This window comes from Aliiroseovarius sp. F47248L (genome assembly GCF_023016085.1).
In the GTDB taxonomy this organism is placed as follows: Bacteria; Pseudomonadota; Alphaproteobacteria; order Rhodobacterales; family Rhodobacteraceae; genus Aliiroseovarius.
This window is the reverse complement of sequence record NZ_JALKBF010000001.1, coordinates 1,614,749-1,635,127: the sequence shown is the minus strand read 5'-3', so window position 1 is coordinate 1,635,127 and position 20,379 is coordinate 1,614,749. Positions and strand designations below refer to the sequence as shown.

At 57.5% G+C, this 20,379-nt stretch carries 23 protein-coding genes and 1 tRNA gene; 9 read left to right on the top strand and 15 right to left on the bottom strand.

The genetic code is table 11. The annotated features are described in order from the left end of the window. Window positions 1–39: 39 nt before the first annotated feature. The 7 genes from MWU51_RS08135 to MWU51_RS08105 all read right to left on the bottom strand — a co-directional run bounded on the left by MWU51_RS08135 (window position 40) and on the right by MWU51_RS08105 (window position 6,458). On the bottom strand, window positions 40–603 hold the full coding sequence (locus MWU51_RS08135) for a CvpA family protein (RefSeq protein WP_247036237.1): 564 nt from the start codon (window positions 601–603) through the stop codon (window positions 40–42). A 51-nt stretch (window positions 604–654) separates the two neighbouring features. Then, window positions 655–2,022: a DNA repair protein RadA gene (gene radA / locus MWU51_RS08130; RefSeq protein ID WP_247036235.1), complete on the bottom strand. Its 1,368-nt coding sequence runs from the start codon at window positions 2,020–2,022 to the stop codon at window positions 655–657. A 40-nt stretch (window positions 2,023–2,062) separates the two neighbouring features. Further along, complete coding sequence (locus tag MWU51_RS08125) at window positions 2,063–2,500, bottom strand: paraquat-inducible protein A (RefSeq protein WP_247036233.1); 438 nt, start codon at window positions 2,498–2,500, stop codon at window positions 2,063–2,065. 58 nt (window positions 2,501–2,558) lie between these two features. Continuing rightward, window positions 2,559–3,305 carry an ATP-binding cassette domain-containing protein gene (locus MWU51_RS08120; protein ID WP_247036231.1) on the bottom strand — a complete coding sequence of 249 codons (747 nt, stop codon included), beginning with the start codon at window positions 3,303–3,305 and terminating at the stop codon, window positions 2,559–2,561. Next, entirely contained in the window at window positions 3,302–4,087 is a 786-nt protein-coding gene (locus MWU51_RS08115; RefSeq protein WP_247036229.1) for an ABC transporter permease, read from the bottom strand. Before MWU51_RS08115 ends, MWU51_RS08120 begins: the two co-directional genes overlap by 4 nt. Then, window positions 4,084–5,133 (bottom strand): alanine racemase, encoded by a 1,050-nt coding sequence (alr, locus tag MWU51_RS08110; RefSeq protein WP_247036227.1) that lies wholly within the window; start codon window positions 5,131–5,133, stop codon window positions 4,084–4,086. The genes MWU51_RS08115 and alr overlap by 4 nt, the downstream gene beginning before the upstream one ends. 110 nt (window positions 5,134–5,243) lie before the next feature. Then, on the bottom strand, window positions 5,244–6,458 hold the full coding sequence (locus MWU51_RS08105; RefSeq protein ID WP_247036225.1) for a bifunctional alpha/beta hydrolase/OsmC family protein: 1,215 nt from the start codon (window positions 6,456–6,458) through the stop codon (window positions 5,244–5,246). A 128-nt stretch (window positions 6,459–6,586) separates the two neighbouring features. On the opposite strand from MWU51_RS08105, the gene MWU51_RS08100 reads away from it, so the two are divergent. Next, a complete protein-coding gene (locus MWU51_RS08100) occupies window positions 6,587–7,495 on the top strand; it encodes an endonuclease/exonuclease/phosphatase family protein (protein WP_247036223.1) in 909 nt (302 codons plus the stop codon). An 87-nt stretch (window positions 7,496–7,582) separates the two neighbouring features. Here MWU51_RS08100 and MWU51_RS08095 read toward each other — a convergent pair whose 3' ends face one another. After that, the gene (locus MWU51_RS08095; protein ID WP_247036221.1) at window positions 7,583–7,915 is read right to left on the bottom strand and encodes a hypothetical protein; all 333 of its coding nucleotides are present in this window, start codon (window positions 7,913–7,915) and stop codon (window positions 7,583–7,585) included. A gap of 668 nt (window positions 7,916–8,583) precedes the next feature. On the opposite strand from MWU51_RS08095, the gene MWU51_RS08090 reads away from it, so the two are divergent. Further along, a complete protein-coding gene (locus tag MWU51_RS08090) occupies window positions 8,584–8,844 on the top strand; it encodes a hypothetical protein (RefSeq protein WP_247036220.1) in 261 nt (86 codons plus the stop codon). Window positions 8,845–8,953: 109 nt separating this feature from the next. Here MWU51_RS08090 and glnA read toward each other — a convergent pair whose 3' ends face one another. Further along, window positions 8,954–10,360, bottom strand: a complete 1,407-nt coding sequence (gene glnA, locus MWU51_RS08085; RefSeq protein WP_247036219.1) for a type I glutamate--ammonia ligase — start codon at window positions 10,358–10,360, stop codon at window positions 8,954–8,956. A 36-nt stretch (window positions 10,361–10,396) separates the two neighbouring features. Beyond that, window positions 10,397–10,735, bottom strand: coding sequence for a P-II family nitrogen regulator (locus tag MWU51_RS08080; RefSeq protein ID WP_247036218.1), 339 nt, complete (start codon window positions 10,733–10,735; stop codon window positions 10,397–10,399). 167 nt (window positions 10,736–10,902) lie between these two features. Between MWU51_RS08080 and MWU51_RS08075 the strand changes: the two genes are divergently transcribed. Beyond that, window positions 10,903–12,588: an NAD(P)H-hydrate dehydratase gene (locus tag MWU51_RS08075; RefSeq protein ID WP_247036217.1), complete on the top strand. Its 1,686-nt coding sequence runs from the start codon at window positions 10,903–10,905 to the stop codon at window positions 12,586–12,588. Here the strand turns inward: MWU51_RS08075 and MWU51_RS08070 are convergent. Then, window positions 12,585–13,088: a Hint domain-containing protein gene (locus MWU51_RS08070; protein ID WP_247036216.1), complete on the bottom strand. Its 504-nt coding sequence runs from the start codon at window positions 13,086–13,088 to the stop codon at window positions 12,585–12,587. The two genes, MWU51_RS08075 and MWU51_RS08070, sit on opposite strands and share 4 nt — an antisense overlap. Window positions 13,089–13,356: 268 nt before the next feature. On the opposite strand from MWU51_RS08070, the gene MWU51_RS08065 reads away from it, so the two are divergent. Next, window positions 13,357–13,441: transfer RNA gene (locus MWU51_RS08065), tRNA-Leu, on the top strand. A gap of 22 nt (window positions 13,442–13,463) precedes the next feature. Then, window positions 13,464–14,795 carry a trigger factor gene (gene tig / locus MWU51_RS08060; RefSeq protein ID WP_247036215.1) on the top strand — a complete coding sequence of 444 codons (1,332 nt, stop codon included), beginning with the start codon at window positions 13,464–13,466 and terminating at the stop codon, window positions 14,793–14,795. A gap of 65 nt (window positions 14,796–14,860) precedes the next feature. On the opposite strand, the gene MWU51_RS08055 is transcribed toward tig, so the two are convergent. Next, the gene (locus tag MWU51_RS08055; protein WP_247036214.1) at window positions 14,861–15,346 is read right to left on the bottom strand and encodes a lytic transglycosylase domain-containing protein; all 486 of its coding nucleotides are present in this window, start codon (window positions 15,344–15,346) and stop codon (window positions 14,861–14,863) included. Between the two features lie 147 nt (window positions 15,347–15,493). On the opposite strand from MWU51_RS08055, the gene MWU51_RS08050 reads away from it, so the two are divergent. Together MWU51_RS08050 and MWU51_RS08045 are read left to right on the top strand one after the other, a co-directional pair. Next, complete coding sequence (locus tag MWU51_RS08050; protein WP_247036212.1) at window positions 15,494–16,066, top strand: DUF305 domain-containing protein; 573 nt, start codon at window positions 15,494–15,496, stop codon at window positions 16,064–16,066. A 110-nt stretch (window positions 16,067–16,176) separates the two neighbouring features. Further along, window positions 16,177–16,908: a glutaredoxin gene (locus tag MWU51_RS08045; protein WP_247038772.1), complete on the top strand. Its 732-nt coding sequence runs from the start codon at window positions 16,177–16,179 to the stop codon at window positions 16,906–16,908. 87 nt (window positions 16,909–16,995) lie between these two features. Here the strand turns inward: MWU51_RS08045 and rplI are convergent, their stop codons facing one another. Genes rplI through rpsF form a run of 3 tightly spaced genes read right to left on the bottom strand, consistent with a single transcriptional unit; the run spans window position 16,996 to window position 18,244 of the window. Beyond that, entirely contained in the window at window positions 16,996–17,628 is a 633-nt protein-coding gene (rplI, locus tag MWU51_RS08040; protein ID WP_247036210.1) for a 50S ribosomal protein L9, read from the bottom strand. A gap of 12 nt (window positions 17,629–17,640) precedes the next feature. After that, window positions 17,641–17,868 (bottom strand): 30S ribosomal protein S18, encoded by a 228-nt coding sequence (rpsR, locus tag MWU51_RS08035; RefSeq protein WP_158977458.1) that lies wholly within the window; start codon window positions 17,866–17,868, stop codon window positions 17,641–17,643. Between the two features lie 19 nt (window positions 17,869–17,887). After that, on the bottom strand, window positions 17,888–18,244 hold the full coding sequence (rpsF, locus tag MWU51_RS08030; RefSeq protein WP_247036208.1) for a 30S ribosomal protein S6: 357 nt from the start codon (window positions 18,242–18,244) through the stop codon (window positions 17,888–17,890). 327 nt (window positions 18,245–18,571) lie between these two features. On the opposite strand from rpsF, the gene MWU51_RS08025 reads away from it, so the two are divergent. Both MWU51_RS08025 and fabD read left to right on the top strand, forming a co-directional pair. Then, complete coding sequence (locus tag MWU51_RS08025) at window positions 18,572–19,225, top strand: hypothetical protein (protein WP_247036207.1); 654 nt, start codon at window positions 18,572–18,574, stop codon at window positions 19,223–19,225. A 134-nt stretch (window positions 19,226–19,359) separates the two neighbouring features. Continuing rightward, window positions 19,360–20,301 carry an ACP S-malonyltransferase gene (fabD, locus tag MWU51_RS08020; RefSeq protein ID WP_247036205.1) on the top strand — a complete coding sequence of 314 codons (942 nt, stop codon included), beginning with the start codon at window positions 19,360–19,362 and terminating at the stop codon, window positions 20,299–20,301. Window positions 20,302–20,379 lie beyond the last annotated feature (78 nt).

Here is a 20,379-nt window from a genome sequence, read left to right as displayed (position 1 = left end):
AATTAGCTGGCTGTTACTGCGACATCTACAACTGTCCGCTCAAAGCGACGTTGACGTGCAAGCACCGACAAGCTCTTCGTATTTGCCGACGATCCAACCGGGGGCGTCCTCGGGGATCTGTTCGTTGATCTTGTCCTGTGTGCGGGCAAAGATTTTCGCTGTGCGGCTGTCATCGACCATGGCAATCGTGTCCGTGGTCACGATGCGGTCATAGACAACCAGCGCAATGGCAACCAGAAGCAAGCCGCGCGCGACGCCGAAAATAAAGCCAAGTGCCTGATCCAAGCCCCCAAGTGCGGAACGTTGCACGGCAGAGGAGAAAAGCGGCGTGAAGATCGACACGATCACCAGCGCCAAGGCGAAGACCCCTGCGAAGGCCGCGATCATCGACAGTTCGCAACTGTCAGCGATGAAGTCTTTCAGAACCGGGATTTCCTTGACCAGCGGCAGGGCGCGGGGCGCGAATATATAGGCCAGAATGGCCGCAGCGATCCACCCGAGGATGGACATGCCTTCGCGCACGAACCCACGCGAATAGGCCAGAATGGCCGAAATCAGGATGACCGCCGCAACGATCCCGTCAATCAAGGTAAAGCCTTCCATGTCGTCTCACTTCGGCTCAAGCACTGCTTGCGACCGTCCCTGTCTGTGGGGCTAACCGGCCCCGAAAATCTCACCAACGAACCTGGTCAGGTCCGCCATTTTCTGTATCTTCAGTCCGGAACCCGAACCTGTCTTGCTGCGCGTGGGCGCAATTGCGGCTGTAAAACCAAGTTTTTGCGCTTCTTTCAACCGGTTTTCGGTCTGTCCCACGGGGCGCAAAGCCCCTGATAGACTGATTTCGCCAAAAACCACAGTCTCTTTCGGAATTGCGGCGTCCTCGCGCGCGGAAAGTAGCGCCGCCGCCACAGCAAGGTCCGCAGCGGGTTCGGTTATTTTCATGCCGCCTGCGACGTTTAGATAGACATCCAGCCCCGCGAAGGGAATGCCGCACCGGGCTTCAAGGACCGCCAGGATCATTGCCAAACGCCCGCTGTCCCAACCCAGAACCGACCGCCGTGGTTGGCTGAGGGAGGAGGGCGCGACAAGGGCCTGAAATTCGACCAGCACAGGGCGCGTGCCTTCGATGCCTGCAAAGACGACCGAGCCGGGGGCGGGGTCTTCGCGGTCGGACAAGAACAGGGCCGAGGGGTTCAGAACTTCGGCCAAGCCTTTGCCTGTCATCTCGAACACGCCGATCTCATCAGCCGGGCCAAAGCGGTTCTTAACGGCGCGCAGGATGCGGAACTGGTGGCCGCGCTCGCCTTCGAAATAGAGCACCGTGTCGACCATATGTTCAACAACACGCGGGCCAGCGATCTGACCATCCTTGGTGACGTGGCCGACCAGAACGACCGAAATGCCGCGTTTTTTGGCAAAGGTTGTCAGCTCGTGGGCGGCGGTTCGAACTTGGCTGACCGACCCCGGTGCGCTGTCCACATGATCGGCCCACATAGTCTGGATGGAATCGATTATCGCCAGCGCCGGGCGTTCCGAATCCAGCGTCGTCATGATGTCGCGCAGATTGGTCTCGGCGGCCAGCCGAACGGGGGCGTCAGTCAACCCCAGCCGTTGCGCGCGCATCCGTACTTGGGCCGACGCTTCTTCGCCCGAGACATAGATCGTGGGCAGACCAGCGCGGGCAAACTTTGCAGCGGCTTGCAGAAGCAAGGTGGATTTGCCGATGCCGGGGTCACCACCCACCAGTATGGCCGAGCCGGGGACCAGCCCACCGCCCAAAACCCGGTCAAGCTCGGCCATTCCGCATTCGGTGCGCGGCGGCGGGGCTTCTTCCGTGGACAGGTCGGTCAGCGTGATGGCAGCGCCACGTTTGCCGCCCAGTGATTTCGATGCAGGTCCCGCGCTGAGCGGTGCGTCCTCGACAATCGTGTTCCACGCGCCGCAGCCTTCGCACCGCCCCGACCATTTGGACGAGGACGCGCCGCAGACGTTACAGGTGAAGGTTTTCGGAGCTTTTGCCATGCGGCTTTTTGCCTGACCGTTCGAGGGCTTGCAAGAGGTCTCAGGCCCTCTGGCGTTTGGCCGTTGCGAAGCTGATCGCGATGGAGGTCAGGATGCAGGCCGTAAACAGATACAGCCCCCAGCCCGTCTCGATCTTCGCCATGCCGACACCCTTCACGATCACGATGTATAGCGCGATCAGGAAGATATCGGCCATCGCCAGTTTGCCCAACACATTGAAGATGGACAGCATCTTGCGGCGCATCATGCCGAATTGGATGAGCGCCAGCCCCAACACCTTCATGATCGGCGCGAAGACCGCGAAAAAGGTGACGAGAAGGGCAAGGATCACGTCCGTGTCCCACAGCGCCTGCAGGCCCGAGATCACGCTGACTTCCTTGAGGCCGAAGAGCGGCAGGTTGAGGCCTGCCCGCATAAGCGGGGCGAACCACGCGATCGGGAAGGCGATGAGGAGGGCGAGGTTTAGGTATTTGAGCATTGCTATGCGATGTCCGGGATGGCGAGCATTAAAGAGAAACTCCGGGCGAAGGGAGTGGCTACCGCACCGCTTCGATCGGTCCCTCGGCACTGCCCGAAATGAACTGCGTCAGATAGGGATCGCCCGAGGCGTCCATTTCTCCGACCGGACCCGTCCACTGCACCTTTCCCCCGTGCAGCATCGCCACCTTGTCGGCGATCACGCGGACCGAGGACATGTCGTGGGTGATGGTCATGGCGGTGGCGCCCATTTCGACGACAATCTCGCGGATCAGGTCGTTGATGACGCCGGACATGATGGGGTCAAGGCCGGTGGTGGGCTCGTCAAAGAAGATGATTTCAGGTTCGGCGGCGATGGCGCGGGCAAGGCCGACGCGTTTTTGCATCCCCCCTGACAGTTCGGCGGGGAACAGGTCGGCCACGTCCGGGGTCAGGCCGACGCGGCGCAGCTTCTCGACCGCGATCTCGCGTGCCTCGGGCCAGGGACGGGCCAGTGAGCCGCGCAGCAGGCGGAAGGCGACGTTTTGCCAGACCGGTAGGCTGTCAAACAGCGCGCCGCCTTGGAACAGCATCCCGAACCTGGCCAGAAACGCGTCGCGTTCTGCTTTCTGCGTGTCTTCGCCGTCCAGCGTGATCGTACCGCTGTCCTGCGTCATCAGACCCAGAACACATTTCAGAAGCACGGATTTCCCGGTGCCGGACCCCCCGATCACCACCATGCTTTCGCCGCGCGGAATGGTCAGATTCACACCTGCCAGCACCTTCTTGGGGCCGAAACTTTTATGGACGTCTGTCAGTTCAATCATGTGGCAAAGAAAAAGCTGGTGAGAAGGAAGTTGGCGGCAAGGATCAGGATCGCAGCGGCCTCCACCGAGGTTTTGGTGGCGCGGCCCACACCCTGCGCGCCGCGTCCGGAATTCATCCCGTGATAGCAGCCCATCACGGCGGCTATGAACCCGAAAACCGCGCCTTTCACAAGGGACGACACGATGTCAGCGGTTTCAAGGAAGTTCCACGTGTTGTTGATATAGGCGCCCGGCGCGAAGCCCAGTTGCTTGGTGCCGACGATATAGCCGCCCATGATGCCGATGATGTCCCCGATCCCGACAAGGGCCGGGACGACAAGGATCGCGGCCAGTACGCGCGGCGCGGTGAGGTATTTCATCGGGTGGGTGGATAGGGTGACAAGGGCGTCGATCTGCTCGGTCACTTTCATGGTCGCGATTTCAGCGGCGATCGAAGATGTCACCCGCGCGGCAATCATCAGGCCCACCAACACCGGGCCAAGTTCGCGCACCATGCCGATGGCAACGATCTGCGGCACCACAGCCTCGGCCGAGAAGCGTTGCCCGCCGGAATAGATTTGCAGGGCAAGGGCCGCGCCGGTGAAGATCGCTGTCAGGCCCACCACGGGCAGGCTGAAATAGCCAATATTCAAAAGCGCGTTCAGAAACTCGCGCGGATAATAGGGAGGGCGCACGATATGGCTGAGTGACTGGCCCGCGAAAATCGCCACACGACCCACCATAGCCAAAAAACCCAGCGTGGCACGGCCAAGAGCCGCCAGAGGGTATGTGATCGGCTTCATCCGCGACCTCGTGCATAGTATCGCGCATAGCGTGCGCCAAGCTGTGTCAGCACTTCATAGCCGATCGTTCCGCCCACGTCAGCCAAATCGTCCGGGGTTTGGTGCGCGCCCAAAAGGGTTAGTGCTTTGGGCTCTTCCTTCAAGTGGCTAACATCCACGGAAATTAAGTCCATCGACACGCGGCCCAGGATCGGGCAGGGCGTGTCTAGATGAAACATTACTGCTTTGTTCGAGATATGCCGCGTGATCCCATCGGCATAGCCACCGCTGACGGTGGCCACACGGGTTGCGTGCTCAGCGACCCAAGTATTAGAATATCCAACGCTTTCGCCTATTGCCAGATCGCGGATCTGCACCACGGGAAGGTCAAGCGTCACAACTGGCTCTGCACTGTCAAAGGGCAGGCCGCCATATAGGCCGATGCCCGGGCGGGTCAGGTCGAAATGATAATCTGCCCCCATCAGGATGCCCCCGGTCGCAGACAGGCTGCGCGGCACATCCACGCCCTCGGTCATTTCGTGGAAGGTATCAAGCTGTTGGCGGTTCATCAGGTGCATGGGCTCGTCCGCGCAGGCCAGATGGCTCATGATCAGGCGCGGGTTCTGCGATAAGATCAAATCGCGCAGGGTGGCCCATTCGGGTGGTTCCATCCCCAGCCGGTTCATACCGGTATCCAGCTGAATGCCGAACGGGTGGCCGGGCAGGGATTCGAAATGGCGGGTCAGTTGGTCGACAGAGTTCAGCATGGGCACAAGGCCCAGATCATGGATCATGTCGGTGTCGCCGGCCATGTGCCCTGCAAAGACACTGATTTCTGGACCCGGCCCAAGGGCTTCGCGCAAGGCGGCCCCTTCTTCGGCAACGGCGACAAAGAAACGCCGCGCCCCTGCAGCAGCAAGCGCACGCGCCACTTTACCCACGCCAAGCCCATAGGCGTCGGCCTTGACCACCGCGGCGGTTTGCACCTCGGTGTCGGATTTCGCGTCCAGCGCCCGCCAATTGGCAGCCACGGCGTCCAGATCAATGGTAAGTCTGCCTGTACTCATAAAGGGGGTTTTTGACGTGTGAAGGGCGCAGGTCAAGGCCAAAAGGCAATCCTGTCAGGTTGCGCGCATCTTTCCCCGCCGAGTGTTGTCAAGAACCGTCCGCCTTTTGGCTAGTCCACCAGCTTGGTCATAACCTTGCTGGAGCCTTCCAACGTGCGGTGTACCGGGCAGCGGTCGGCGATCTCGAGCAAACGGGCTCGTTGATCGGCGTCAAGCACGCCATCAAGACAGATTTCACGTTGGAATTGATCGACACGGTCGCGGGTTCCGGTTTCGGCGTCCTGTGCGTGCACCTTGTCGTGGCTGACATCGACACGGACATGATCCAGGGGCCAACCCTTGCGTCGGGCATACATGCGGATGGTCATTGAAGTGCAGGCCGCCAAACCCGCCGACAGAAACCCATAAGGCGACATGCCCTTGTTTGTGCCTCCATAGGCCAGCGGTTCATCGGCATATGCGTGGTGGTTCGGTCCGGACTGGATGTCTTGTAGAAAACCTCGTGGATCGGCTTCGTTGGCGCGCACGATGCCTTCCGGGGCGCCGGGCGGCGGCGCGGGTGGTGTCAGTTCGACATATCTTGTCGCCCATGCTGCAATGACTTCGGCTACATATTCAGCGTCTTCGGGGCGTGTGATCAGGTGATCGGCGTCGTCCAGCGTTATAAAACTTTTCGGATGTTTTGCAGCCATGAAGATGCGAGCGGCATTGTCGATCGAAACCACCTCGTCCCGTGGGGCATGTAGGACAAGAAGCGCGGGCTTCAGTTTGCCTAGAATCGTTTCCAGTTCGCTGGTGTTGACGTCTTCTATGAAATCTTCGCTAACACGGAAAGTTCGACCACCTAGACTGACCTCGGCACTGCCTTCGGCGCGGATGCGGGGCAGGGCTTCGCGGAAGTTTTCGACCACATGTGCAGGGTCTGCCGGGGCGCCGATCGTCACGACCGCTTTTGTGTCCGGCAACAAGCTGGCAGCTTTAAGGATAGCTGCACCACCCAGTGAATGCCCGATCAACAGACTGGGCGACATGTCTCGATCTGACAGGGTCTTCGCAGCCTGCACGATATCTTCGACATTGGACGAGAAATGCGTGTTCTCGAACTCTCCCTCTGAATGGCCCAACCCGGTGAAGTCGAACCGCAGCACGGCAATCCCAAGCCCGGCCAGCCGGGCAGCGATCCGGCGGGCAGCGACGATGTCTTTGCTGCAGGTGAAGCAATGGGCGAACAAAGCCGTTGCCAAATGTGGCCCGTCAGGCATATCAAGCCGCGCGGCCAAAGCATGACCCGCATGGCCGGTGAACGTGAATTTCTCGGTCTTCATTGGCAACTCCCCTAGATGCGTGCTTGCAGATTGGTCATCCAAGGCTTAGCTCACAAGATCGGCGGAGCGTTGCTCACGCAGTGGTGATTGAATGTTCCTTTCGACAATGATCCGGGTAACAAGGGCGCATGATTAAACGCGGTATAATAAACCTTTTACTGCTGGCACTTATCGTGTTGGGGGTCGGTTATTTGGGGCGTTATCATCCGGCAGGGGACAGCCTTGCCGTATTTCGTCCGCAAATCGCGCTGGTCATTCTGTTGTTGGCGATTCTTCTGTGGATAACGCGGGCACGGAAATGGGCATTGCTGGGGATCGTGGCCACAGGCGTTGCGGTTGGCCCGATTTTTTGGATGAGCGGCGCGCTGAGTGCATCGGGCGGAACAGGGTTGAGCCTGTATCAAAAGAATATGCGATTTCGGGTCGAGGATCCGGGCTTGCTGGCGGCAGATATCCTTGCGCGTCGCCCCGACTTCGTGACCTTGCAAGAAGTGAGCGGTGCGAATATGGCGGTGTTCGACCCTCTGGATGTTACCTATCAGGCGCGTCAATTCTGCCCATTTGCCACCGTTGGCGGCGTCGCCGTGGCGTCGCGTTGGCCGGTGGTGCCCGGAACCGGGTTTTGTGCCGAGGCCGACGGGCTGGCCGCGATGCAAGTGACGACGCCCAAAGGCCCAGTCTGGGTCGTATCGATCCACCTTCATTGGCCCTGGCCGAAAAGCCAACCGGCCCATATCGCACGGCTGTCGCCAATTCTGGAGAAGCTCGCAAGTAGTGAAACAGGTGCCCCTATGGTCATCGGAGGCGACTTCAACATGGTGCCTTGGAGCCATGCCCTGACCCAGCTGTCGAGGGTGAGCAACACTGAACGGATTGGACCGCCACATGTGACCCTGACAAAGATGCAAGGCTGGATGCGGGTGCCGATTGATCATGTACTGGTCAGCGGAGGGAATGGCAGTGTACAGCGCATTGAGCGGCTGGGTTCGGATCATTTTGGATTGTTTGCCCGGTTTGCTTTGCCATTCGGTCGGTAACTGGTCCAGCCTTTATCATTTTTTGGATTGTAGGCAGAGAGTTGCCTCCGCTGCCAGTCAGAGCCTTCAATGGTTGAAATATGCCAATCACATCTGCCTATCCGCCCGTGGGAAGATGTTCGCCTGACACGCCTTCCTGGATTGCAACCTATCGCGCCCGGAAAATGGTTGGTGCAGGGCGATGCTTATGCCGCGCAGATGGCGCAACGGATTGCGTTGATCCAGAACAAGCCCTGCGTCCTGCAGAAGATGTGTGATGATACGCGACCCGCTGCAGACGAATAGCTGGCGACGGTTTTGAACGAACTTGCCAACCTCCAAGGTCTTGATGTTGTCGAAGGGAACGTAAATTGCCCGGATGGGTGCGTTGTGCAGATCGACCTTGATGCGCCGTTGCTGACTTGCGGGATACTTGTCCAAGAAAACCTTGTTGTGATGCAGAAGCAGGGAAACGAACACGTCGTAACTGGGGCCGTTTCGTGCTTTTCGGCAAGCTGGTCGCTGGACGGGAAATTCAATATACCGATGGTTCGCATTCACAAGCCGGTTGCAGATTACACACTTGATATCGCAAAGCGCGTGCCGCGACTGTTTGAAGGCTTCAAGTCGGGTGGCCGATTTGGCGTGCAAACTGCCGGACTTAAGATGATCCGGAACATCACCAACCAAGGCGCGAGAGTGAACGTTGTCCGGCACCGAAACACTGCCCGAAATGGATCAGGGTTGAACGTCAGGGTTTGCGGCGTCTTCTTATTACCAACACGGTGATTTTCATGATCCATACTTGTGAGGTGTGCCAGCCGATTGATGATTCTTGAACTGATATCTGTTAAGATCAGTGACGAGACTATGACGTTGGTCGGTCGACAGAATGGCGCTTGGCCTATGTTCGGTAGAGCTGGTGTTTCAAATGCTATCATTTGGTGCGGAAATCAGCCTTTTAGGCCGAACTTTCGTGTACTGGCTTGAAAAACAGGATCATTTGGTTATCGGTGAAGCGGACTTTAATTGTTGATCGGTATGAGTAGTAAAAGCTGCGGTCTATCGTGGCTTTCTTGATCGGTAGCTTGGTATGAAAGGTAGAGAATATGATCCGGACAGGTTTGGTGGTTTTGGGTGCAGCGGTAGTATTGTCAGGCTGCGTGCGGGCCAGTTATGAAAGCACACCCGTTGAAGTGAACACATCAAAGGGGAAAGTGACGTGTCAACTTTATACTCCGGGACGCGTGCAATGGGACGAAGCAATTGCGAAACCTGAAAGCATGTCGAAGAAGGAAGCAGACAATATTTGCATCGAACAGGGCGCCAAACAACTGGAAGCCTACCGTGCGGCCGGCGGGCGCGTTTGATCATCCGCCAAGTGAGCGACTTGTAATAGCCTCTTTTGTTGGACTTTTGATAAATTGAATTGAATAAGGGCGCCAAATTCGGCGCCCTTTCTTTGTTTCTGTGTTGGTATCAGCAGCTGTAGTAAAGCTGATACTCGATCGGGTGCGGTGTGTGCTCGTAAGCGTAGACCTCTTCCCATTTCAGATCCAGATAGCCGTCGATCTGATCCTTGGTGAAAACGTCACCGGCCAGAAGGAAGTCGTGGTCAGCTTTCAGGCTATCCAGTGCTTCACGCAAGGACGCGCAAACCGTGTCGATGCCTTCCAGCTCTTCTGCGGGCAGATCATACAGGTTCTTGTCCTGTGCCGGACCGGGGTCGATCTTGTTTTTGATGCCGTCAAGGCCAGCCATCAGAAGGGCAGCAAAGGCCAGGTAGGGGTTCGCGGCCGGATCAGGGAAACGTGCCTCGACGCGTTTGGCTTTCGGGCTTTCGGTCCACGGAATACGCACACACCCGGACCGGTTGCGAGCCGAGTAAGCGCGCAGGACGGGGGCTTCGAAACCCGGGATCAGACGCTTGTAGCTGTTGGTCGACGGGTTGGTGAAGGCATTCAGCGTTTTGGCGTGCTTCAGGATGCCACCGATGAACCAGATCGCTTCTTGCGACAGGTCAGCGTATTTGTCACCCGCAAACAATGGCTTGCCATCTTTCCAGATCGACATGTTCACGTGCATCCCCGTGCCGTTGTCACCTGCGATGGGCTTAGGCATGAAGGTGGCCGTTTTGCCGTAGGCATGTGCGACGTTGTGGATCACATACTTATATTTCTGCAGTTCATCAGCCTGTTTGGTCAGGCTGTCAAATATCAGGCCAAGCTCGTGCTGGCACGACGCCACTTCATGGTGATGCTTGTCGGTCTTCATGCCAAGCTGCTTCATCGTAGTCAGCATTTCCGACCGCAGGTCTTGCGCGTCGTCAATCGGGTTCACGGGGAAGTAACCGCCTTTGATGCCCGGACGGTGGCCCGTGTTGCCCATCTCGTATTCGGTGTCCGAATTCCAAGACGCGTCAACAGCGTCCACTTCGAACGACACTTTGTTCATGGTGTTCGAGAAGCGCACATCGTCAAACAGGAAGAACTCTGCTTCCGGGCCCATATAGGCGACGTCACCGATGCCGGAAGATTTCAGGTAGGCCTCGGCCTTCTGCGCGGTGCCACGCGGGTCGCGACCATAGGATTCGCCCGTGTCCGGCTCGACGATCGAGCAGTGCAAACACAGTGTCTTTTCTGCGTAGAACGGATCGACATAGGCGCTCTCTGTGTCGGGCATCAGCTTCATGTCGGAGTTTTCAATCGACTTCCAGCCCGCGATGGACGAACCGTCGAACATGAAGCCTTCTTCAAGGAAGTCTTCGTCGACAAGGTCGCAATCCACGGTGACGTGCTGCAGCTTGCCGCGCACATCGGTGAAGCGGATGTCGACATAGGCAATGTCGTCATTCTTGATCATTGAGAGTACGTCTTTAACGCTCATGGTTTTTCCTCTGGTTCGTATCTTATCGAGATTGGGTCAGATCGCGTCCAAACCGGTTTCACCGGTGCGGATGCGGATGGCTTGTTCGACGGGGGTGACGAAAATCTTGCCGTCGCCGATTTTATCTGTCTTTGCGGCTTCAACGATGGCTTCGATGGCCTCGTCCACCTGATCGGCGGGAAGCACAACTTCGATTTTCACCTTGGGCAGGAAGTCGACGACATATTCAGCACCGCGATAAAGCTCGGTGTGACCCTTTTGGCGGCCAAAACCCTTTACTTCGATCACCGACAGGCCTTGCACCCCGATGTCCTGAAGCGCTTCTTTCACTTCATCCAGCTTGAACGGCTTGATGATGGCTTCGATCTTTTTCATCTGCATCCCTCATGTGGTTGCTCGCGTTGCGACCCAAAGACCACTTTCCTATGAGAGGGACAATTGGATAGGCTGATGTAGAGCAGCCCGGAACGGCTGTATTCCGGGCAATTGCATAAAAAATAGGCAGTTGGTTCAAGAATTGAGCAGATGGCGAAAGGAGACCCATGACGGAACTGCTGACAGCGACCCAAATGAGGGCGATCGAGCAAGCGGCCATCGACTCAGGTGAGGTCACCGGGCTTGAACTGATGGAGCGCGCGGGCAGGGGCGTGGTCGAGGCGATATTCGAGGAATGGCCAGAGCTCGCGAAGACTTCTCATAAGGCGGTGGTGCTGTGCGGACCGGGGAACAACGGCGGCGACGGGTTTGTGGCAGCACGGAGGCTTTTGGACAAAGGTTGGGGCGTCGAAGTGTTTCTTTTTGGCGACCCGGAAAAATTGCCGCCTGATGCTCGGACAAATTACGACGTCTGGTGCTCGATGGGGGCAGTAAAGAAATTAGAAGTCGACGCGGTTGCTTCCGGGTCGCGGCCAACGTTGCTGATCGATGCGATGTTCGGGACGGGACTCACACGTGCGATACCTCTCGATTGCGCGCTTGCATTTCACGCGATTGAAAAAAGAGATGTTGGCGATAGGCATCCCTGGCTGGTGCCTTACCATCGGGTTGCGATAGACACCCCTTCTGGGCTGGATACTGATAGCGGTAAGTTTCTTTTACCTGAGTTCAGCGGGGACCCAGAAGACGAAGAGAACTGGGAGAGTCACTGGGAGTGGTGGCAGAATGACGCGTCAAAGCGGCTTCTTCTACCTGATCTGACAATTGCGTTTCATCGACGCAAGCTTGGGCATGTTCTGTCGGATGTCAGTCGAAAAGTGGTGGTATGTGACATCGGATTGGGCAAAGAGGATCGCCATCCGGCGCACTTGCTCTGGCCGCATTCGAATGACGTGGCACGCTTGCTAGATTTCGACGTTCCAAAGGGTCGATCCAAGCGTGCATGGCCCGGAAACGATCTTGATAAGCGGAGGGGTGCGCAAAGCCACAAATATGCCCACGGCCATGCCCTCATCCTCTCTGGACAATCGGGCAAAGGCGGCGCGGCGCGGCTCGCAGCGCGCGGGGCGCTTCGGATCGGGGCAGGGCTTGTCACCGTCGCCCCAACACCCGGCGCGCTTCAGGAAAACGCGGCGCGGTTGGATGCAATTATGCTGTCGCCTGTTGGGGACGCGCAGACGTTGACGGCGGTGCTCGCGGATGAGCGGCTCAATGCGCTGTGCCTTGGCCCCGGATTGGGCCTTGAGCGTGCGCGGGATCTGGTGCCGGTAGCTTTGGCCGCCAAGCGCGCGACTGTGTTGGATGCGGATGCGTTGACTGCCTATGTGGACAATCCCGCCGAGTTGTTTGGAGCGCTGCATGAAGATTGTGTGCTAACCCCCCATGCCGGTGAATTCGCGCGGCTGTTCCCGGATATCGCCGAGAAGCTGAACGCCCCCGCCACAAAAGGTCCAGCTTACTCTAAAGTGGATGCGACCCGCGAAGCCGCCGCGCGGGCAGGCTGTGTCGTGCTGTTCAAAGGTTCGGATACCGTGATTGCTGCGCCGGACGGGACGTGCTCGATCAACTCAGCAGCATATGAACGGTCTGCGCCGTGGCTAGCGACAGCGGGATCTGGCGATGTGTTGGCGGGGTTCATCACAGGGCTGATGGCGCGTGGGTTCAGCCCAATGCAGTCGGCAGAATCCGCAGCGTGGCTGCACGTCGAATGCGCGTTGGAGTTTGGACCGGGATTGGTCGCCGAAGACTTGCCCGAGATGTTGCCGCAGGTATTTCGAAAGCTGGGTGTCTAACGGGCGTACTGTTTGCTGGGGGTTGCGAGCATTTGCAATCCGCCTGCGCAAAACAGGGCTGGCGTCTCGCAATGCAACTGGAACAGCGGAAGTTCGGCGTCCAGCGTCATTTTGCGCACGAAGTCACGGTCCACCAACGCGGAAACGGGTACAAGCGCTTGATTGCGCCTGAACATTGCACGTGCCAGCCAGCCTGTGACCCGAATGATCTGTTGCAATGATACGATCAGTGGGTTTGATTGTCCGCCCCTTCGATCTTCGGGCAATGCGTCGGGCGAAATTCTGCATAATGTTCGCGTCGGGACGACTAAGACTGAGATTGCCGATACGCGGGCGCGTCCGCCGTCTGGGGTGATGATGCGATCGCCGGGGACAATTGTTTCGATCAATCGGTCGCCGTGTTGAGTGTGAATCGCTGCGCCGGGGCCAATACCAGCGGTTGGAGGCGTGCTGCGCACATCCCCAGCCACCATGCCGCCCGAAAAGGGGTTGGGTGTCATTAACGTCCTGCCTTCGTCTGTGGCCCGGTATCCGGGCTCTGCTTATTCTTCGCACGCTAGCAACGTCGTTGATAAAAGCACCCGATTTCTGACCTCTGGCGGCGTAGTCGGGTCAATCCTGGCACGCCTGTGACCAATACAGCGCGTTTTGCCGCTGATCCGTGGTGGTCTGGCGCGTTTTTCCTCTCGCATCCCGACTATACTGGTGTTAGAAGGGCGCGAATTTGGGCGGCCCCTGCGAAACCAGTGCGGGCTGCCCACGGTTTTTGCGGGTGTGGCGAAATTGGTAGACGCACCAGATTTAGGTTCTGGCGCCGCGAGGCGTGGGGGTTCAAGTCCCTCCACCCGCACCAAAAGACGGAAAAGGACGAAATGATGCAGGTCACCGAGACCCTGAACGAAGGTCTGAAACGCGGCTATAAGATTGTGGTTCCGGCCGCTGATCTGGACGCTAAAGTCAACGAAAAGCTGGTTGAAGCGCAGCCCGAAGTCGAAATGAAAGGCTTCCGCAAAGGTAAAGTTCCGATGGCGCTGCTGAAGAAGCAGTTTGGTCAGCGTCTGATGGGCGAAGCCATGCAGGAAGCTGTCGACGGTGCGATGAGCAAGCATTTCGAAGACAGTGGCGACCGCCCTGCGATGCAGCCTGACGTGAAGATGACCAATGAAGATTGGAAAGAAGGCGACGACGTTGAGATCGAGATGAGCTATGAAGCTCTTCCCGAGATTCCGGAAGTCGACCTGAAAGGTATCAAGCTGGAAAAACTGGTTGTAAAGGCCGGCGACGCGGACATCGAAGAAGCCTTGGGCAGCCTGGCTGAAACCGCGCAGGACTTCAAAGACCGCAAGAAAGGCTCGAAAGCCAAAGATGGCGATCAGATTGTGATCGACTTCCTTGGTAAAGTTGACGGCGAAGCGTTCGACGGCGGCGCGGCGGAGGACTATCCGCTTGTGCTGGGGTCAGGATCGTTCATTCCGGGCTTTGAAGAGCAGCTGGTCGGCGCGAAACCGGGCGATGACGTCGAAGTCAAAGTATCTTTCCCCGCTGAATATGGCGCTGAAAACCTGGCGGGCAAAGACGCCGTTTTTGACTGCAAAGTGAAAGCAGTCAAAGAACCAGTAGCTGCCGAGATCAACGACGAGCTTGCCAAGAAATTTGGTGCCGAAGATCTTGATCGCCTGAAAGGTCAGATCAGCGAACGCCTTGAGGCCGAGTTCTCGGGTGCCGCGCGCGCCGTGATGAAACGCAATCTGCTGGATGCGTTGGATAAGCTGGTTGATTTCGACTTGCCGCCGTCGCTTCTGGATGCCGAAGCCAAGCAAATCGCGCATCAACTGTGGCACGAAGAGAACCCGGAAGTGGAAGGTCACGACCACCCGGAAGTAGAGCCGACAGATGAGCATATCAAGTTGGCTGGACGCCGCGTGCGCCTTGGTCTGCTGCTGGCCGAACTTGGCCAGAAGGCCGAGATCGAAGTCTCGGACGCCGAGATGACTCAGGCGGTGATGAATCAAGCCCGTCAGTATCCGGGACAAGAGAAACAATTCTTTGAATTTGTTCAGCAAAACCCGCAGATGCGCCAGCAAATCCAGGCACCGCTGTTTGAAGACAAAGTCATCGACTATGTGTTCGAGCTGGCAAAAGTGTCGGAAAAAGACGTGTCCAAAGACGACTTGCAAAAAGCCGTTGAGGCGCTGGAAGACGAATAAGACTGGCTTTGCCGATTACCAAGAAGGCCGCCTGATTGGGCGGCTTTTTTCATTGCGCCGTGTGGTTAGCCCGGACGCAACCCGGTTTCGACCAGAAGACCTTGTCGTTTGGCCTCGTAATAGTACCCCTTGGCGTACCATTTCATAGCGCCTTCGATACTGCCGCCTGAAACCATGTATGCACCGCGCAGATATTTACCCGCATATTTCAGGTTGATGTCAGGGTCCAGAAGTTCGGACGCGGGTCCGCGATGGCCCATCGTGCGGGCGGTTTGAGGCAGGATTTGCAGAAGTCCCCAATACGGCCCGTTGCGCGCCCACGGTCGATGCGTACTTTCCCGCACCGCCTGCCGATGCACCAATTCGCGCGGGATTTCGTAGTGGTCTGCCCACTTGTTGATCAGAACGCGCAACTCTGGCGTTTCGTTGGGATAAAGCGGGGGGATTTCACCGCCGCGCGCTTTGCTGGTTGTCGTTTTGCCGCGCGAGCAGGCGGTCATGGTCAATGCGGGCAGGAAGGCCAGAACGGCGCGCCGGGGGAACTGTTTCATAACTTCGCTTATAGGTGCCGACCCGGTGATGAGATAGAGCGACTATCCATGATCGGCAATGGCCTGCTGATTTTGCGCGACCGTGTTGCATGGAACCATCGGGCTGCATTTGCGTTGAGGTTGTAAGACCTGAACAGGAGGCTTGAGATGATTGATCATTCGGATACCTTGCAAAACGCCCCGGGATACCAAGCCGAAAAGGACCCGTCGCAGGACGATCGAGGAATGCACGTCGGCTATGGTCGGTTTTTTGCGATGATCGCGACATCGACGGTTGCGATGTTTGGGCTGATGTATCTGAACACTTACGCGATGGATCATGTGTTTTTCTCGCAAACGCGGTTGTGGATGGCGCTTTACATGGGGGGCATGATGGCGGTTGTGATGCTGGTTTTCATGCTGGGCATGTATACGAACCGTACCGCTAACATCGCCGTTTTTACTGGTGCTGCGATTGCGTTCGTGCTGGGCGTGGGTCTGGTCCGGTCGCAGGCAACAGTCGGGGATGTTGCGTGGATGAAGGCGATGATCCCGCACCACTCCATCGCTGTTCTGACCAGTGAGCGGGCGGACATTTCCGACCCACGGGTTCTAGCCTTGGCCGATGCGATCATTGAAGCGCAGCGGGCCGAAATCGAGGAAATGAAACGCTATATCATGGATATCGAAGCCAATGGCGATGTGCCAGCGGGCACGCCGCGCGAAACGCAGGCAGATTGATCCGAGCTTGGACAAGAGAGGTTTCCATGACCCCTGCAGACGAAATCGACGGCCCGGACATTGCGCGGGCGAAAAGTCAGGGCGCAGGGTTGCGCGCCGCACTTTACCGCATGGCAATGCCGGGGCACCTGTGCCCGTTCGGCTTGAAATCGAAGTCAATCCTGGAGCGTAAAGGATATGTCGTTGAAGACAACCTGTTGACGACGCGCGAGCAGGTGGATGCTTTCCAAGCGGCGCATGAAGTGGACGAGACCCCGCAAACCTTCATAGATGGTGAGAGGATAGGGGGCTATTCTGATCTGAAAGAGCATTTTGGCTATCGTGTACTGGGCGAAGACGACACGACTTATCAGCCAGTCATCGCCATCTTTGCGGCGACGGCACTGATGGCACTGGCGATTGTTCTAAACGTATATGACGGGTTTCCCATTTTAACATGGCTTAAATGGTTTTTTGCAACCTCGATGGTGGCGCTTGCCATCCAGAAATTGCGCGATGTCGAGGCGTTCGTTAACAGTTTTTTGGGTTATGATCTGCTGGCGCGCCGTTATGTGCCCTATGGCTATGCCTATCCGTTTGCCGAACTTCACACCGGCATCGGCATGATGGCGTTGATCGGGACCGGCAGTGCGCTGATCTGGTTGGTGGCGCCGGTGGGCATGTTCATCGGTACGATTGGCGCGATCAGCGTGATCAAAGCCGTATATATTGATAAGCGCGAGTTGACCTGCGCCTGTGTAGGCGGGGGGGCGAATGTGCCGCTGGGGGCAATTTCGTTGACCGAAAACCTGGTCATGCTGGGTATGGGGTTCTGGATGCTGGGCGCGTGGATGACCGGTTAGCCGTCTGGCACGAGCTCATCAGTGACTCCGAACGAAAAAGGCCGCCCCGGATAAGGGCGGCCTTTGGTAGTTCTGGTGAGAAGAGGATCAGTCCTCTTTCTCGGCCTCTTCCGCGGCTTCAGCTTCGTCCTCGACGGCTTCAGCCAGTTCGTCGTCTTCCGATGCGGCGGCGCCGATATCGTCAAACAATTCTGCAATCTCGAACTCGGCTTCAGCTTCGGCTTCGGCAGCCAGCTCTTGAATCGATTTACCTGATGCCTGCAGTTCGGCTTCTTCTTCCGAGCGGGCGACGTTCAGGTGGATTTCGACCTCGACTTCGGGGTGCAGGATGACATGAACGGCATGCAGACCCAGATATTTGATCGGGGCTTTCAGAGCGACCTGTTTTTTGTCGACGGAGAATCCGCCTTCGGTGGCAACATCTGCGGCGTCACGCGGTGTGACCGACCCGTAGAGGGCGCCTGCGTCCGATGCAGACCGAATCACGATGAACTGCTGTCCGTCGAGTTTCGCGGCCAGAGCCTCGGCTTCTTTTTTGGTTTCCAGGTTGCGTGCTTCCAGCTGCGCTTTCTGGGCTTCAAAATTGTCAATGTTGGCTTGCGACGCGCTGAGAGCCTTGCCTTGGGGCAGAAGGAAGTTGCGGGCGAAGCCCGGCTTGACGTCAACGACGTCGCCCATCTGACCCAGCTTGGCCACACGTTCCAGAAGGATAACTTGCATAATCAGATCTCCTTACTTCACGGCGTAGGGAAGCAGGGCGAGGAAGCGAGCGCGTTTGATGGCGCGCGACAGCTCGCGTTGCTTCTTAGCCGACACAGCGGTGATCCGCGAGGGGACAATCTTGCCACGCTCAGAGATATAACGCTGCAGAAGGCGTGTGTCTTTATAGTCAATCGTCGGTGCGTTGTCGCCCGAGAACGGGCACACTTTGCGACGGCGGAAAAATGGTTTAGCTGCCATGGTTTAGATCCTTTCGAACTTAGCGGTCACGGGGGCGACGATCGCCACGCTCGTCACGCTTTTGCATTTGGATCGACGGACCTTCGGCGTGATCGTCAACCTTGATGGTCAGAATGCGCATGACGTCGTCATGCAAGCGCATCAGGCGCTCCATCTCCTGAACAGCCGGTGCGGGCGCATCGGTTTTCAGGAACGCATAGTGACCCTTGCGGTTCTTATTGATCTTGTAGGCCATCGTTTTGACGCCCCAGTACTCGCTGTCAACGACTTTACCGCCGTTGTCACCCAGCACGGTGCCAAAATGTTCGATGAGGTTTTCAGCTTGCGTATTGGACAAGTCCTGACGCGAGATGAAGACATGCTCGTAAAGCGGCATGTGAGCTCCAGTTCTTTTTTCAAGCGCGCTTCAAAGGATGGGGCTTCACCTTTCCGCCCCCATCCACGAGAGGCCACGCGGTTCATAGACACACGGAAAGGACGGTGCCTTATACACGTCTGGACCAATGGTGCAAGGCCGTTTCCTGTTGCCTGCTTGGTGTGCGAAGTGTTGGCAGGCGGAAGGGTTTAGGTCGTGCAAATGCCTGCGAAAGACCAGACATGTGCCCTAATCCCGTCACAGTTGCATGGGAGCCATGTAGACAAGGGATATGTCGCGATTTTTTGCTGATAGTCCCAGCGGTATTGAACTGAAAAGGGCGGCACAATGATGCAGGGCAATATTCAAAACACCAAACACACTGAAGTAATGCCACAAGACCGGAAAGGTCCTGCGATGTTGCAAACCACGTGGGGATACCGGCTGAGCGCCGTGGGCGCTGAAGCAGGGTTGTTGCGTGTGACCCATGCGGCGGGTCGGTTTGTCGGACTGGTGCTTCTTCTGATCATCGCGGGTGTCTGGTCGTTCTCGGCGAATGCTTTCGCTGATCCATTGATCATGGCGATGAAACTTGGCCTGACCGGACTTCTGTTCGTTGTGGGCTGGATGTTGTTCTGGTATGGGCGCGACGCACGACAGGTCGAAGCGCAGGTTGATTTAGATGGATGTGAACTGCGGATTGGGCATCGGAACGGGCTGAATCGGTTTCGGCAAGAGACGCGGATACCCTTCAGCGACATCGGTTCGTTTTTGATCCTGCGCACAAAAGACGACCCCAACAAAGCAGCGCTTTACGCTCGGATCGGCAGCGGTATGGACGCCTATGAAGTGATCGAGGGCAGCGAGGCAGCACTAGAACCCATTCAAGCGCGGCTTGTTTCGGATTTGACCGGAGAGCGGCGCAGACGCGACCCAAAGAACCGCAGGATTTCGCGGCCTACAGGTAATGCCATTTCGCTGGCACGCGTCTCTGCCCTTTAAACTAATCAGTTCAAAATTTGGATCGGTGCTCGTCTTGGTTGGCGCGCGCCGATTTTCATTTATGGCAAAGCGGATTGCGCCACACGCCCCTGCGCGCTATGCCCATTGGTACAGATTTAGCAACAGGAGAGCCCATGAGCCGCGCATTCGTATTTCCCGGGCAGGGGGCCCAGAGCATCGGAATGGGCAAAGCCCTTGCTGATGCATACCCTTCCGCCAAAGCCGTGTTTGACGAGGTTGACGAAGCGCTTGGTGAAAAGCTGTCAGCTCTGATCTGGGAGGGCGAGCAAGACGCACTGACCTTGACGCAAAATGCCCAACCCGCGCTGATGGCCACGTCTCTGGCGGCCATGCGGGCGCTGGAAGCCGAGGGCGTTTCGGTCGAAGTCGCTTCCTTTGTCGCGGGGCACTCTTTGGGAGAATACTCGGCTTTGGCGGCTGCCGGCACCTTCACCATTGCGGATGCGGCCCGTTTGTTGCGCGCGCGCGGCATGGCGATGCAAGAGGCTGTTCCCGTTGGGGTTGGGGCGATGGCTGCGATTCTTGGTCTGGATTTCGAAACCGCCGAGTCTGTGGCGCTGGAAGCGGCGCATGATCAGGTGTGTCAGGCGGCAAATGACAACGATCCGGCACAGGTGGTCGTATCCGGTCACAAGGAAGCGGTCGAGCGTGCTGTTGAAATCGCGAAAGGCAAAGGGGCGCGGCGTGCTGTGCTGTTGCCAGTGAGCGCGCCATTCCATTGTGCCTTGATGCAACCCGCTGCTGAAGCGATGGCCGAGGCGTTGTCACATGTCGAGATGAAGTCGCCTTTGGTGCCCTTGGTGTCCAATGTGCGGGCGCGGGCCATCTCTGATTCAACGACGATCAGATCTTTGTTGGTGGAACAGGTAACCGGCTCAGTTCGCTGGCGTGAAAGCGTGGCGTGGATGGCTGAACAAGGTGTGACCGAGATCTGGGAGATCGGTGCCGGGAAGGCCTTGTCTGGCATGATCAGGCGCATCGCGAAGGACGTTGAAACTCGCACCGTGGGAACACCTGAAGACGTAGCTGCCGCCGTTGGGGCGCTGAAGGGCTGAGCAGAGCCAGGAATTATACAAAATTCTTCTTGTTCCCGTCTAAGGGGATAGGCTTTGGTGGATTATGAAGAAGGAACG

Excerpts from the sequence above, each read along its gene's own strand:
- MWU51_RS08135 (WP_247036237.1), bottom strand. The coding sequence starts at position 603 with ATGGAAGGCTTTACCTTGATTGACGGGATCGTTGCGGCGGTCATCCTG.
- radA (WP_247036235.1), bottom strand. The coding sequence starts at position 2,022 with ATGGCAAAAGCTCCGAAAACCTTCACCTGTAACGTCTGCGGCGCGTCC.
- MWU51_RS08125 (WP_247036233.1), bottom strand. The coding sequence starts at position 2,500 with ATGCTCAAATACCTAAACCTCGCCCTCCTCATCGCCTTCCCGATCGCG.
- MWU51_RS08120 (WP_247036231.1), bottom strand. The coding sequence starts at position 3,305 with ATGATTGAACTGACAGACGTCCATAAAAGTTTCGGCCCCAAGAAGGTG.
- MWU51_RS08115 (WP_247036229.1), bottom strand. The coding sequence starts at position 4,087 with ATGAAGCCGATCACATACCCTCTGGCGGCTCTTGGCCGTGCCACGCTG.
- alr (WP_247036227.1), bottom strand. The coding sequence starts at position 5,133 with ATGAGTACAGGCAGACTTACCATTGATCTGGACGCCGTGGCTGCCAAT.
- MWU51_RS08105 (WP_247036225.1), bottom strand. The coding sequence starts at position 6,458 with ATGAAGACCGAGAAATTCACGTTCACCGGCCATGCGGGTCATGCTTTG.
- MWU51_RS08100 (WP_247036223.1), top strand. The coding sequence starts at position 6,587 with ATGATTAAACGCGGTATAATAAACCTTTTACTGCTGGCACTTATCGTG.
- MWU51_RS08090 (WP_247036220.1), top strand. The coding sequence starts at position 8,584 with ATGATCCGGACAGGTTTGGTGGTTTTGGGTGCAGCGGTAGTATTGTCA.
- glnA (WP_247036219.1), bottom strand. The coding sequence starts at position 10,360 with ATGAGCGTTAAAGACGTACTCTCAATGATCAAGAATGACGACATTGCC.
- MWU51_RS08080 (WP_247036218.1), bottom strand. The coding sequence starts at position 10,735 with ATGAAAAAGATCGAAGCCATCATCAAGCCGTTCAAGCTGGATGAAGTG.
- MWU51_RS08075 (WP_247036217.1), top strand. The coding sequence starts at position 10,903 with ATGACGGAACTGCTGACAGCGACCCAAATGAGGGCGATCGAGCAAGCG.
- MWU51_RS08070 (WP_247036216.1), bottom strand. The coding sequence starts at position 13,088 with ATGACACCCAACCCCTTTTCGGGCGGCATGGTGGCTGGGGATGTGCGC.
- tig (WP_247036215.1), top strand. The coding sequence starts at position 13,464 with ATGCAGGTCACCGAGACCCTGAACGAAGGTCTGAAACGCGGCTATAAG.
- MWU51_RS08055 (WP_247036214.1), bottom strand. The coding sequence starts at position 15,346 with ATGAAACAGTTCCCCCGGCGCGCCGTTCTGGCCTTCCTGCCCGCATTG.
- MWU51_RS08050 (WP_247036212.1), top strand. The coding sequence starts at position 15,494 with ATGATTGATCATTCGGATACCTTGCAAAACGCCCCGGGATACCAAGCC.
- MWU51_RS08045 (WP_247038772.1), top strand. The coding sequence starts at position 16,177 with ATGGCAATGCCGGGGCACCTGTGCCCGTTCGGCTTGAAATCGAAGTCA.
- rplI (WP_247036210.1), bottom strand. The coding sequence starts at position 17,628 with ATGCAAGTTATCCTTCTGGAACGTGTGGCCAAGCTGGGTCAGATGGGC.
- rpsR (WP_158977458.1), bottom strand. The coding sequence starts at position 17,868 with ATGGCAGCTAAACCATTTTTCCGCCGTCGCAAAGTGTGCCCGTTCTCG.
- rpsF (WP_247036208.1), bottom strand. The coding sequence starts at position 18,244 with ATGCCGCTTTACGAGCATGTCTTCATCTCGCGTCAGGACTTGTCCAAT.
- MWU51_RS08025 (WP_247036207.1), top strand. The coding sequence starts at position 18,572 with ATGATGCAGGGCAATATTCAAAACACCAAACACACTGAAGTAATGCCA.
- fabD (WP_247036205.1), top strand. The coding sequence starts at position 19,360 with ATGAGCCGCGCATTCGTATTTCCCGGGCAGGGGGCCCAGAGCATCGGA.